Source organism: Paenibacillus mucilaginosus 3016 (assembly GCF_000250655.1).
GTDB lineage: Bacteria > Bacillota > Bacilli > Paenibacillales > NBRC-103111 > Paenibacillus_G > Paenibacillus_G mucilaginosus.
In genome coordinates this window covers 67,860-80,128 of sequence record NC_016935.1, presented here as the reverse complement: position 1 = coordinate 80,128, position 12,269 = coordinate 67,860, and the positions used below count along the sequence as shown (strand labels likewise).

The window sequence follows — 12,269 nt, the reverse complement described above, 5'->3', positions numbered from 1 at the left end:
ATCCGCTAAAGCAGCTGTATGCCGGCCCCCCGTATTTATCTGCGTCCTTGCGCCTTGCTGTAAAATGCCGCAATCCGCTCAGCAGGCCGGTGAGCCTCGCTCTTCAGCCGTTCGATTACCTGGCGTTTGTCTTCCCTCCAAGCTTCCCTGCTCTTCAGCAGGTGAAGCAAAGTCTCCGCAATCGCCGCGGCGTTCGGAGCCTGCGTACTGCAGGCGGCCTGCATGGAAAGCCGGTTCAGAAACTGATCAATCTTCGGATCGTAGGAGATACCCACCATCGGCACGTATCTTCCGGCCGCATAGATCAGAGAGTGCAGGCGCATCCCCAGCAGTACCGAGACCGAAGCCGTTTCTGCCAGCATGTCCTGCGGATGAGTAACTCCTTTGGCGATCGAAATCCGGTGTTTATAGGTTTCCCCCAGGCGCTGAGCGACATACTCTGAGGCTTCCTCATCAGATGGGAGGTGGAAGGGCAGGAAGCGGACAACGGCGTCCGTCTCCTCCATCACCTTCCTGAGCGCCTCCGCGGCAGCGTCCAGTTCTGAGCGGTCCTTGTTCCAGAAACGGACCGACACTCCGATGACCGGTGCCAAGCCGCTGTCTGCACCTGCCGGATCCCTGTGGCGTGCGGCATTCTTAAGCGGCATGCCCATCACCGGATCGGGTACTACCTCGACCTCGCTGCCGCTGAGTCCCATTTGCTGCAGCAACGCCTTGGACTCCTCGTCGCGGACGGTAACCACACGGCAGCGCTGGAAAGCGGAACGGATCCAGCCGAAGAACTTCGGACGGTGAACCGGTCCGATCCCCTGAGAGTAGACGAATACGGGCTTACCGAGCAGCTGGGCCAGCCGAATAACTCCAAGGTAATACGGAATCGTCTTGGGGCTTGTCTCGTCCTGCAGCAGGCTGCCGCCTCCGCTGATCAGGCCGTCCGCTCCCCGAAGGGCCTTCCACAGCTCCATGGGCCGCATGCGATGGGCCGACTCCACGCCGTAGGTCCGTGCCGTCTCCGCAGGGTTGACGGACAGAACGACAGGGTGAAAAGTTACACCCTGTCGTTCTCCCTGCTCCTGCAGCGCCAGCAGAATGGACTGCAGTACGGCTTCGTCACCGCTGTTATTGAATCCGTAATAGCCGGATAGCACTATTCGTTTAACCGGGGTACCCAACGCTGCCAACTCCTTGTGATGATTTCCCATACGATAATCAATGCGATGCCGATCAGCGTACCGAAGCCGAGCCCGTACAGCACCCGAATGGCAGAAATCTGCAGCGGCGTGTGCAGATGGGCGAACGTATCGACAACGGATGCCTGTCCGATGACTCCCGCCAGAATCAGCAGAAGAGCACTGCGGTATTTAAAGCTGAGATAAGCCCCGAGGATGAACAGCGGATGAGACAGCAGGAATTCCTTGGTCCGCGGTCTCACGCCGAGCGTGTTCTCCAGGAAGGAACGGAAATATTTCTCCCAATCGGATGCCTGCCCCTCGTTGCCGGTTCTCGATAAGTAGTAGTACCCTGCAGCCGCCAGAACCGCAGCCGCCACGATCCAGAGTACACTGATATTGGACGATAACATCGATTGGGCTCTTGCCCATCTTTCCTTATAGCTCACTTTGTCCATAAAGAGCAGCCAGTACAGCCCCACCAAGGCGATCGGCGCCAAATGGAGCACGCTGACTCCACGGAACTGCTCAAGCACGAGCGAATACTGGATCTGATTAAGCAGACCGACGATGAAAAGCAGCCCTATGACCGAAATCAGCGAGGCGCGGAGCAGCAGGCCAATCGCGAAGAGAAGCCGGTTACCGTCAGGCTTATCGAGCTTCCGCCTCGCAGCCTGCAAAGCAACCATGATGGATAGCGTAGCGGCGCTCGTTCCCGCTCCCAAGGCAAGTCCCTGGGAGAAGAGGGAGGAGCTCAACACATACAACCCAGCCGATCCGATCATGCCAAGCAGGAACACCACCGCGGTAATTTCGGGAATGAAGTACGAGATCATCAGCGCGATGAGCGCCACACTGCCCGCCCAGACGAGCAGCTTGGCCGGAGTCTGCCACGAAGAGTGGACGAGCTGGAACGGCTCGGCCGGCGCCATCTTGTAGCCGGCTTTGGCAATCCTCGGAATCGCTCCATCCGCACCGGTCAGTGCCTCATAAATCGAATCGAGCGGATGCAGGATACGCCCCTTCTCGAGGCTCTTGACCGCGCGGGCGTTCAGCAGCACCATCCGGATGTTCCGGTCTTTGGCCGCCAGCACGAACCGGTCCGCCACGCCCTGAATCCGGCCCTTGAGCTCCTCAGCCGTAATATTCTCGGTGAGCTTCTGTGCATCATTCTCCGTGAAGGAGTGCAGCCGCACCACATCATGGCGAATGCGCTGAGCCAGGCCGTTGAAGCCCCGCTGCGGCGTTTTTTGCATCTCGATCACAGCCAGGCCGATCTTGTGCTTGGTGAGGATCTCACCCATGCCATCCAGACCGGATACGTCCTTCTCGCTGATAAAACCGGGCACGCTGTCCCCGTCCACAATAATGCGGCGTACTCCGAGGTCTTTCATGGTGCTGAGCAGCGCGTCCATTCGGGCCGCCTCAAAGGCTCTGCGGTTGGACATCCGGAATACGATCGTAAAGCCCTGTGACTTCAGCGTCTCAAGCGTCATCGGATCGGGGTCCATGGACTTCAGCACCGCTTCTTCCTTGGCCATCTCGATCCGCAGACCCGGCTGGTTCTTGTAGTTCCACGGGCGGACCGCCACACCCAGGTCTTCGAACGCCTGACGGATGACTGGCGCAAGCCGGCGCTCCGTCTCACCGCTCTCGAAGAGCACGTAGGTGAAGTTCTCGCCTATGGTGCCCGGCGACTGTGTAAGCACAGCCGCTTCCTGCGAAGAGTATACCTGCAGACGGCGGCTGAGCTGAAGCTCATTGAGCGTCGCCTCATACACGGCCAAGGAACCGACCCGATGCTCTTTCAACTTCTGAAGCTGATCGCTGACGAACCGCTTAGGGTCCGTCTGCAGATCCGAGATCTCTAGGAGATCCCGGTAATCCATGACGAACTCCACCCGGCGGCCCGATCCTTCTTCCGTCTGGTACCGTTCATAGGCGATCGCTAAGGAGGCGAGCATTCCGAGGATCACGAGCCACCACAGCGCCTTCACCGCCCATTGATTCAGTCGCAAATACCTTCCTTTCAACGCTGTCAGCTCCAAACTTATTTGTTGTTGGTTATTTCTTATCTACACGGCTCATAACGGTTTCGACAAGCTGGTCAAGCGAGCTGGCCGCCCCTTCGGAAGAAGAGCTGCGTACCGCAAAGTAGACTTTGATCTTCGGTTCCGTACCGGACGGGCGAAGCGTGAACCAGGAGTCGTCCTCCAGCGTATACTTCAGCACGTTCTCGACAGGCAGACCATACAGACCCTCCGAGAAGTCTTCGATCTTCGTCACTTTCAGGCCGTTGATTTGCTCAGGTGCGTTCGTACGCCAGTCTGTCATGATGCTGCCGATCTGCTCTACCCCGTCCTTGCCCTTCAGCGTGCGGGACTCGAGCTTCTCGAGGAAGTAGCCGTGACGCTCGTAGAGCTCCTGCAGCACGTCGTAGAGCGTCTTGCCCTGGCTCTTGTAGTAGGCAGCCGCTTCACTGATCAGCATCGAGGCGATGACGGCATCCTTGTCGCGCGCATAGTTGCCTGCCAGGTAGCCGTAGCTCTCCTCGTAACCGAACAGGAACGTGGCTTCGCCCGTCTGCTCATACTGCGTCATCTTTTCGCCGATATATTTAAAACCGGTCAGCGTGTTCACGACCTTCGCACCGTAGTGCTCGGCAATAACCGCACCCATCTCACTTGTTACGATGGTCTTTACGACAACGCCGTTCTCCGGCATTTCGCCGCGATCTTTGAGGGAGCTCAGCAGGTAGTCGACCATGATCGCACCCGACTGGTTGCCCGAGAGGACGAAATATTCACCGCTCGGATCCTTAACTACGGCACCCATCCGGTCGCAGTCCGGGTCCGTGCCGATAATAATGTCGGCACCGATCTTCTTCGCTTCGTTGATCGCCAGCGTGAAGGCTTCTCGCTCTTCCGGGTTCGGCGACTTCACGGTGGAGAAGTTGGCATCCGGAAGCTCCTGCTCGGCCACGACATGCACCTGCGTGAAGCCTACGCCGGCCAGAGCCGCGCGGACGGAGAGGTTGCCTGCGCCGTGCAGCGGCGTGTAAACGATGCGGAAGTCATCGGCGGTCTCTTTGATCAGCTGCGGATTGCGGCTGACGGCGGTAACCGCACGGATATACTCGTCGTCCACCGCTTGTCCGATCCACTGCAGCAGACCGGCCTTCTCGGCATCCGCACGGGAAGAACGCTTCACATCGGCGAAGGACTGCACGCCGCGGATCTGCTCGATAACCTGCTCCGCCTGATGCGGAACGAGCTGGCCGCCGTCATTGCCGTAAACCTTGTAGCCGTTATACTCCGGCGGGTTGTGGCTTGCTGTAATCACTACGCCTGCGTCGGCATTCAGATGACGCACAGCGAACGAAAGCTCAGGCGTGGTGCGGAGCGATTCGAATACATATGCCTTGATTCCGTTGCCGGCCAGCACTTTGGCTGTCTCAAGAGCAAATTCAGGCGATTGATTGCGGGAGTCGTATGCGATGACGACCGAAGGCTGATCTTTGCCTGCCGTCTCCAGCAGGAATTGGGCCAGGCCCTGCGTCGCGCGGGCAACCGTATAAGCGTTGATGCGGTTCGTTCCTGCGCCGATAACCCCGCGCAGGCCGCCCGTACCGAATTCGAGATCGCGGTAGAAGCGGTCTTCGATTTCTTTGGCGTCGCCTTCGATGGAGCGCAGCTCCTCTTTGGTTGCCGCGTCGATCGCCGCATCCCCCAGCCAAAGCTCATACTGTTCTTGCACCCGTGTTTGTGTGTTCATCGTAATCTCTCCTCCACCCATGATATGGTTGTGTCTATGTATGTGAATTATGATCGGTAGCTTAGTTAGGCGCCTTCAGGGCGAACATGAGCTCTCCCTCGGCGACGACTTTGTCCCCTACTCGTGCCGTACCGTGTCCTTTGCCGATAACCCCTTTGACCCGCGTCATGACCACTTCCATGGTCAGGGTGTCTCCCGGCAATACCTGCTCACGGAAGCGGAAATTATCGATCCCGGCAAAAAAGCCGATCTTGCCCTGATTTTCCTCCACGCTGAGCATCGCTACGGTTCCCACCTGGGCCAGCGCTTCAACGATCAGCACCCCCGGCATCACCGGATATTCCGGAAAGTGACCCTGAAAGAAGGGTTCGTTAATCGTGACGTTTTTGATGCCCACGGCCCTTTTTCCGGCCTCTACCTCGAGAATCCGGTCCACCAGGAGGAACGGGTAGCGGTGTGGGATAATCTGTTGAATCTGCTTGGCGTCTAACAATGATGTTGCTCCTTCCACGTAGTATAAAAAAGGGTGTGGTGACTTAGACTAACAGCGTCCCTTCATGAGCTGCAGTAATGAAGGTTGATATAAGGGAGCTTATGTTCACGCGAACGGTCTGCATGCGGCGGACCTGAACATGAGCTCCTTTTTAACCATGCAGACGTACCTGATCTGAAACTTAAGGTACCTCTACCTGGGTTTATCCAAGGATTGCGGCTTGCCTGCTCGTTTGTGTAAGAGGTTGAATTGAAGGATATAGATGATGGAGGTTAGGATAGAAACCGAAATGACGAACCATAAGTAGGCGTGAGCATAGGGGAGCTCGAATATAATCAGAAGAATCGCCACGTAATACAAAACGGTCGTCAGTTTGCCCATGGCGTTAGCGGGGACGGTCTTCTTGCCCCGGAAATGAAAGTAAGCCGATCCGGCAATCATGCCGGCATCCCGAAGGAACATGGCGCAGGCCGCCTGCCAGGAAATCATCTGCGAGAACACAAGCGACAGGATCACCGCGATCATCATGGACTTGTCGGCCAGGGGATCCAGCATACTGCCGAGATCCGTGACCAGTCCGCGGCGGCGTGCGATATACCCGTCGAGCACATCTGTTGCTCCGGCGAGCAGCAGAATGAAGAAGGCGCTTCTTATATACCCGGCCTCGAATACAACGAGATATGCCGGTATCAGTAAAAAGCGGCATAGGGTGAGTATATTAGGCACATTCCACACACATCGGTCCCCCTTATGGAAACAGCACGGCAGGCGAATTGTTCGCTCTCTGTTCTCTTTGCATCTATTCCCATCCATTCATTATACCTTTATGAGGTAAAAAATAAAACTCCCCTGTATCGGAGAGTTTTCCTAAATGGTTCATTCAATTTTCGGCAAACACCAAATCGAACAAGTGGCGCCATGTTCCCGGATCCCACACATCCTTGAAGTCTCCTTGGCCGATCACCGCATAACCGATCGAAAGCCCTGTAAACAGAGCAGCCAAACAGAGTAAGGGAATCCATGTCCATTTCAGCACGGTGAGTGTGATCTTCTTCCACCGTGGGGAGAGGGCAGGCGCCTTCTTTGGATTCTCGCTCAAGACTCCTACCTCGCTTTGCAACGTTCCCCGGCCTCCTTCCACCTTCCAGCTCCGGCCTGCGCCGGCAGCCGCCGGAGGAACGGTTCAGCCTCCATTCAAGCTGCCTTATACACGCAGGTTATTGGCCAGGTTCATCATTTGGTCCGCAGACGAAATCGCTCTGGAATTGAGCTGATATGCCCGCTGAACCGTAAGCAGCTCCGTCATTTCCTCCGAAAGGTTGACGTTCGACTGCTCCAGGAAGCCTTGGCGTACCGTGATCGGATCAACTTCGTTGTTGCCCGCATTCACCGTTTGCAGAATTTCATCCCGCTGCTGCGGTGTGATGTCTCCCGCCAAACCGTACAGGTTATCGCCGATCTGCTCAAGCAGCTGCGGACGGACCACACGGACCATCTTCAGCTGGCCGGCCTGTACCGGAGCCGCCGTTTGATTCGCTTCGTTATAAGCCATAATAACACCATCCGCCTGGATCTGCACGCGGTGGCCGGCTGGAATCCGGATCGGCTGGTCATCAGCGCCCATGACGTAGTGCCCATCCTTGGTAGTCAGGAAGGTCCGCGGATCGGCCGGATCGGTCGACTGCGACAGCTCAAAGGCCCCGTTACGGGTCCAGCGTGTCGTTCTAGCAGGGTTGCCGTTCTCGTCCTCCCCATTGGCCGAGATCTCGAACAGTCCGTTGCCCTCAATAGCCATATCGAGCAGATTGTCGGTTACCTGCAGGGAGCCCTGCTGCAGATTCAGCTGCGCGGCAACCATCTTGGAACCCCAGCCCTGACCGTAACCGAGCGGGGTAAGACGCCCGTTCTTCTCGAAGGTCTGCGGCTGCTGCTTCACACTCGTCAGTACGTCCTGGAACGACGCTTCACGGCGCTTGTATCCGGTCGTATTCACATTGGCGATATTGTTCGCCACAAGGTCAAGCTTCTGCTGCAGTGAATGCATCGATACGGAAGAGTTGATCATCGAGTTATTCAAAGGGGTTTCCTCCTGTAGTCATGTATTCTACTTATATCGGCTTGTCCGGTTCAAAATGTGAATCGATGCCAAATATTACACGCGGCCTACGTCGTTCGCGGCTTTCTCCATGCTCTTGTCGTAGAACTGGATCATCTTCTGGTTCGCTTCATATGCGCGGAGAGCGGACATCATGTCCACCATGGATTGTCCCGCATCCACGTTGGAGCGCTCCACGAAGCCCTGGCGTACTTCGAATTGATCCTGACCGCCGGCCTGCTGGGCCATTGCCTGATTCTCTTCACTCAGACGGTAGAGCCCGTTCCCCTCACGGATGAGCAGGTTCGGATCCTCAACGCGGGTAATCATCATGGTGAGCGGCTGTCCGTTCGCCCCGTTGATCGGACGCCCGTCCACATTCGTGAACTGGCCGTCCCGCGTAATGCGGAAGTTCGTCACAGGCGTATTGCCGTCCATAAGCACGATGGGTTGTCCATCTGAACCCAGCACCTGATTGCCTTCCGAATCGATCATCCGGCCGTTCACATCAAGAGAGAACTTGCCGTTAAGCGAGTAGCGGGTGTCGCCCGCCGCATTCTGGATCGTGAAGAACGCCTGCGGCTGGATGACGCGCTCTCCGTTCTCGTCGACATATTTGCCGGAGGAATCAAAGCGTGCGCCCGGCACCTGGATATTCGAAACGAGGGCAAAATCAAACGGATTGTTCGTCTCCTGAAGATCGCCCTGCGCATGCAAAGACACGTTCTCCTCTGCCAAGACGCCTGTGTGAATACGGCCTACGGTCCGGGTTGCGGCGGCAGGACCCGAGTTGTCGTCCCGGGTACGCTCAATAAGCACTTCGGGAAACGACCGGTTGATCCCGTTGCCGCCCTTGAAGCCAGGCGTATTCAGGTTAGCGATGTTGTTGGTCACGATGTCGTGTTTACGCTGCTGAGCAATCATGCCGGATGCGGCAGTATACAGGCCTCTTAACATGGGGATTCTATGCCTCCTAAAATTTGCGTTTGGATACCTTGTCTAAGTTGTCGAGCATGATTCCCGTTCCTTTTACCACACAATGCATCGGATCTTCCGCAATGAGGACGGGCACCTTAAGCTCGTCCGCCAGCAGCTGATCGATACCGTGCAGCATCGCACCGCCGCCCGTCAGAATGACGCCGCGGTCGATGATGTCCGCCGACAGCTCCGGCGGAGTCCGCTCAAGCACGCTCTTGGCCGCGGCCACAATGTTCGAGACCGGCTCGTCGAGGGCTTCCTGAATCTCCTGCGAGTTGATCGTCATCGTCAGGGGAAGTCCGCTGACCATGTCGCGGCCGCGGATATCCATCGTCTCCTTCTTGCCTTCCGGATGAACCGTGCCGATGCGCTTCTTAATGTCTTCGCTCGTTCTCTCACCGATCAGGAGCTTGTACTTGCTTTTGATATATTTCATGATGGAGGAATCGAACTTGTCCCCTGCAATTTTAATGGAAGAGGAGGTGACGATGTCGCCCATGGACAGAACGGCGACATCCGTCGTCCCCCCGCCGATGTCCACAACCATGTTGCCGCTCGGCTGGTAAATATCCATGCCGGCGCCGATGGCTGCCGCTTTCGGCTCCTCTTCCAAGAAGACTTCCCGCGCTCCGCTCCGTTCGGCAGCTTCCCTGATGGCCTTCTGCTCCACGGAGGTGATGTTGGTCGGAGCGCAGATCAGAATACGCGGGTGAGAGTACCAATTCCTCCCTCCGACCTTATTGATGAAGTACTTCAACATCAGTTCCGTAATCTCAAAGTCGGCAATGACCCCGTCTTTCAGCGGGCGGATCGCCACGATATTGCCCGGTGTGCGACCGACCATGCGGAACGCTTCTTCGCCGACGGCAAGCACCCGCTTCCCATCGCTTTCGATGGCGACGACGGACGGCTCATCGAGCACCACGCCCCGACCTTTCACATGAATCAGAACGTTCGCCGTCCCGAGATCAATGCCGATATCCTTGCTTAACATCCAATAATCCTCCCTAGCCAACCGTCCGTCTTTCCTACAATCTCAGAAGCGGCACAACATGATATACAAGATGATATACGCTTATAAGGTACATTCGCCATGAGTTCGCAAAATCCTCTTTTTCATGAACGATTTTTCGACAAATATCGCTTCGCTTCCGGCCGGTCAGGGGAGGGCTGCAGAGAGCGGGAATTCGGGCCTACTTCACGGTGACGAGCTTCTCCTGTACTTTCGGGCTGCGGGTTTTGCGGTACTTGATCTTGGTTGCTTCTCCGCCGCGCAGGTGACGGATGGACTTATGATATTCCAGTATGTGCTTGACCTGATTGGCCAGCTCCGGGTTGATCTCCGGCAGACGCTCCGTCAAGTCCTTGTGCACCGTGCTCTTGGAAACGCCGAACTCCTTTGCAATGGTGCGGACCGTGTGCTTGGTCTCCACCAGGCAGCGGCCGATCTTAATCGTTCGCTCTTTGATGTAATCGTGCACTCCCCTCGCCTCCCTACTCGAGTTAGTTTGGTACAGTATATGAGGGGCACACGCTTATATTCGCTGTTTCCCGGCCTGACAAGCCGCAGGAGCACATTTATTTTCAAGGACAAGCCCGGTTTTTCAAACGTTTCCTCCCGAATCGTCCGGCCCGGACACGAGCTGGACGGCAGCGCATTCATTCGAATCCGCGATCCGGGCTGCACGAAAGCATCTTCAGATAAGAGAAAAGAAGCAGGTCGGTGGCTCCTCCCTGCCTCTTCTTTATATTGCACGGTTCGATTTACTGTTCGGCGATGTACTGCTCCGGATTGACCGCCGGCCCGCCTTGGCCCTGGCGCAGTTCGAAGTGCAGGTGCGTCCCTTGATCCTTCTCCAGCTCGTTGCGGCCGGCTTGGGCGATCACGTCGCCTTTCTTCACTTCCGCATCCTTGGTCACCTTCACCTCGGCGAGGCTCTGGTACACGGACACAAGACCGTTGGCATGCGTAATTTCAACCAGGTTGCCTACCAGCGGATCCTTCTGTACGGCCGTTACTTTGCCGCCCATGACAGCGAGAACCTCGAAGGGTGCATTGTCTTTCTTGGCAAAATCCATGCCGATGTGCGGTGTGAACGTATCGCCGTACTCCACCATGGCGGCTTGTCTGACATCATTCGCGGCATTCGGATCAAAGTAAGGCAGCACCACTTCAAGCTCGCTGCGGTTTTTCACCGGCCACTGCATCGTTTCCTGCTTGGCTGTCGTCGCGACCGAATCCGGACCGGATACACTGTCGGTGACCGTACCGGCGGGCTTGTCAACGGAAACATCGCTGTTCGTTGTCAGGCCACCCCCGCCCTGATACACCCACATGATGGTTAGGATGATAGCCGCTGCAGCGATGTACGTTGCCGGAAACACCCACTTTTTGGCAAGCAATCTCTTCCAAGCAGACGACGTGTGTTGCGCTCCTTCGATGGTTTTAGGAGCCTCGTTTTGGGAATCTCTTTTTTGTTCATTCATATGTATATCACCTCGCTAACCAGTCTTACCAGGTTTGCGAGATTTATACGCACGCCGCTTGCGGCTTTTCAGAAACTTTTTGCAGACAATAGAGTCGAAGCCTTCGAGAGTTCAACTCCCGTATAATAGTGTTTCACGATTTCCTCCGCCTTACGGCCTTCCAGAGCCATTCCCTGCGCTCCCCACTGGCTCATGCCCACGCCATGGCCATATCCGAACGTCGTGATCTCCCAGGCCCCGTCCTTGTAGCTCCACTGGAAGCCGCTTGAGTTCAGCCCGAGCTTCTCGCGGACCTCACGGCCGGTGAACTGCTTGCCGCCGGCGGACAGCTTCAGGATGCGCCGGCCCTGGCTGCGCTCGAGCACCTTGAGACCCCTGGAGGCCCCGGTGGTCGCCGGGATCGCCGCGGGCAGTCCAAGCCGCGTCTGCAGCTCCTTGCCCGAGAAGCGGACCGTCTCCTTGTAACGGGGGGACAGCTTCGCATCCCAGGGACTGGCCACGGAACGCAGATAAGGAATCTTCACGTTCCAATAATCTTCCGAATTCTCGGTATACCCGTTCGAGGTGGAGAAAAAGCTGGCCTCGATCGGCTGCCCCTCATAAGTAAGAATCGTATCCTTCGTCTCTTCCACGGCACGGTTCAGCTTGTCCCGGACCCGGGCGTAATCGGCGCCCCACCGCTGCCCCAGCTCCTCATCGCTGATATAGGCCTGATGGGCGATCGTGTCCGTAACCAAGGCCTCCCCGGCAGGAACGCCGGTCCGGTCACCGGCCAGCATCCGCCGGATGATATAGGTGCGCGCGGCCAAGGCCTGGGCTTTGAGCGCTTCCGGCTCGAACTCCGCCGGCATCTCCGCCGCCACGACGCCCCGCACGTAGGTTTCCAGCGGAATCCGGTCCGTCGACTTCGATTTCGAGAGATAGACCGGGATGAGAGGCACGTCGCCTGCCTCCGGCTGGGCACTGGCCGGACGGACCGCCGCCGGGTCCGCGGAAGGGGTGGTGGAACGGACGAGCAGACCCGGCACCAGCACGACGACGGCCGTAAAGCTGGCGAGCCACACGGCAAACCAGCCCAGCACCTTTTTCTGCCTGGGGTTCAGCTTGTACTTCGTCATCTAAGGTTCGTCCTCCGGCCCTGTCAGGGCTGCTCTATTTGGCTGCGGCAACGGCTGCAGGTACCTTAACTATATGAATCCGAAAGATAGAATAGAACCCGGCTCTCCCTCTCTCTTCCCTATGACCAGGTAATAGGAGCAGGGAAATGAGAATC

At 57.0% G+C, this 12,269-nt stretch carries 12 protein-coding genes; all 12 read right to left on the bottom strand.

The genetic code is table 11. From position 1 onward, the window contains the following. Nucleotides 1-35: 35 nt before the first annotated feature. The 12 genes from csaB to spoIID all read right to left on the bottom strand — a co-directional run bounded on the left by csaB (nt 36) and on the right by spoIID (nt 12,114). Nucleotides 36-1,172 (bottom strand): polysaccharide pyruvyl transferase CsaB, encoded by a 1,137-nt coding sequence (gene csaB, locus PM3016_RS00395; protein WP_014368093.1) that lies wholly within the window; start codon nt 1,170-1,172, stop codon nt 36-38. After that, nucleotides 1,148-3,202 carry a DUF5693 family protein gene (locus tag PM3016_RS00390; protein WP_013913899.1) on the bottom strand — a complete coding sequence of 685 codons (2,055 nt, stop codon included), beginning with the start codon at nt 3,200-3,202 and terminating at the stop codon, nt 1,148-1,150. Before PM3016_RS00390 ends, csaB begins: the two co-directional genes overlap by 25 nt. A 31-nt stretch (nt 3,203-3,233) precedes the next feature. After that, nucleotides 3,234-4,943 (bottom strand): phospho-sugar mutase, encoded by a 1,710-nt coding sequence (locus PM3016_RS00385; protein ID WP_014368092.1) that lies wholly within the window; start codon nt 4,941-4,943, stop codon nt 3,234-3,236. 61 nt (nt 4,944-5,004) lie between these two features. Continuing rightward, the gene (fabZ, locus tag PM3016_RS00380) at nt 5,005-5,436 is read right to left on the bottom strand and encodes a 3-hydroxyacyl-ACP dehydratase FabZ (RefSeq protein ID WP_013913897.1); all 432 of its coding nucleotides are present in this window, start codon (nt 5,434-5,436) and stop codon (nt 5,005-5,007) included. 192 nt (nt 5,437-5,628) lie between these two features. Beyond that, nucleotides 5,629-6,171: a CDP-alcohol phosphatidyltransferase family protein gene (locus PM3016_RS00375; protein ID WP_013913896.1), complete on the bottom strand. Its 543-nt coding sequence runs from the start codon at nt 6,169-6,171 to the stop codon at nt 5,629-5,631. A 145-nt stretch (nt 6,172-6,316) separates the two neighbouring features. Then, nucleotides 6,317-6,556: a DNA-directed RNA polymerase subunit beta gene (locus PM3016_RS00370; RefSeq protein ID WP_014368091.1), complete on the bottom strand. Its 240-nt coding sequence runs from the start codon at nt 6,554-6,556 to the stop codon at nt 6,317-6,319. An 84-nt stretch (nt 6,557-6,640) separates the two neighbouring features. After that, nucleotides 6,641-7,513, bottom strand: coding sequence for a flagellar hook-basal body protein (locus PM3016_RS00365; RefSeq protein ID WP_014368090.1), 873 nt, complete (start codon nt 7,511-7,513; stop codon nt 6,641-6,643). A 75-nt stretch (nt 7,514-7,588) separates the two neighbouring features. Next, complete coding sequence (locus PM3016_RS00360) at nt 7,589-8,488, bottom strand: flagellar hook-basal body protein (protein WP_013913893.1); 900 nt, start codon at nt 8,486-8,488, stop codon at nt 7,589-7,591. Between the two features lie 16 nt (nt 8,489-8,504). After that, complete coding sequence (gene mreB, locus PM3016_RS00355; protein ID WP_013913892.1) at nt 8,505-9,503, bottom strand: rod shape-determining protein; 999 nt, start codon at nt 9,501-9,503, stop codon at nt 8,505-8,507. 199 nt (nt 9,504-9,702) lie between these two features. Next, nucleotides 9,703-9,990, bottom strand: coding sequence for a sporulation transcriptional regulator SpoIIID (gene spoIIID, locus PM3016_RS00350; RefSeq protein WP_013913891.1), 288 nt, complete (start codon nt 9,988-9,990; stop codon nt 9,703-9,705). A 283-nt stretch (nt 9,991-10,273) separates the two neighbouring features. Further along, nucleotides 10,274-10,996 carry a M23 family metallopeptidase gene (locus PM3016_RS00345; RefSeq protein ID WP_014368089.1) on the bottom strand — a complete coding sequence of 241 codons (723 nt, stop codon included), beginning with the start codon at nt 10,994-10,996 and terminating at the stop codon, nt 10,274-10,276. 68 nt (nt 10,997-11,064) lie between these two features. Further along, nucleotides 11,065-12,114 (bottom strand): stage II sporulation protein D, encoded by a 1,050-nt coding sequence (spoIID, locus tag PM3016_RS00340; protein WP_014368088.1) that lies wholly within the window; start codon nt 12,112-12,114, stop codon nt 11,065-11,067. Between the last annotated feature and the right edge of the window lie 155 nt (nt 12,115-12,269).

Bases quoted from the DNA above. Each gene is read 5' to 3' on its own strand.
- PM3016_RS00385 (WP_014368092.1), bottom strand. From the start codon at position 4,943: ATGAACACACAAACACGGGTGCAAGAACAGTATGAGCTTTGGCTGGGG.
- PM3016_RS00360 (WP_013913893.1), bottom strand. From the start codon at position 8,488: ATGTTAAGAGGCCTGTATACTGCCGCATCCGGCATGATTGCTCAGCAG.
- mreB (WP_013913892.1), bottom strand. From the start codon at position 9,503: ATGTTAAGCAAGGATATCGGCATTGATCTCGGGACGGCGAACGTTCTG.
- PM3016_RS00345 (WP_014368089.1), bottom strand. From the start codon at position 10,996: ATGAATGAACAAAAAAGAGATTCCCAAAACGAGGCTCCTAAAACCATC.
- spoIID (WP_014368088.1), bottom strand. From the start codon at position 12,114: ATGACGAAGTACAAGCTGAACCCCAGGCAGAAAAAGGTGCTGGGCTGG.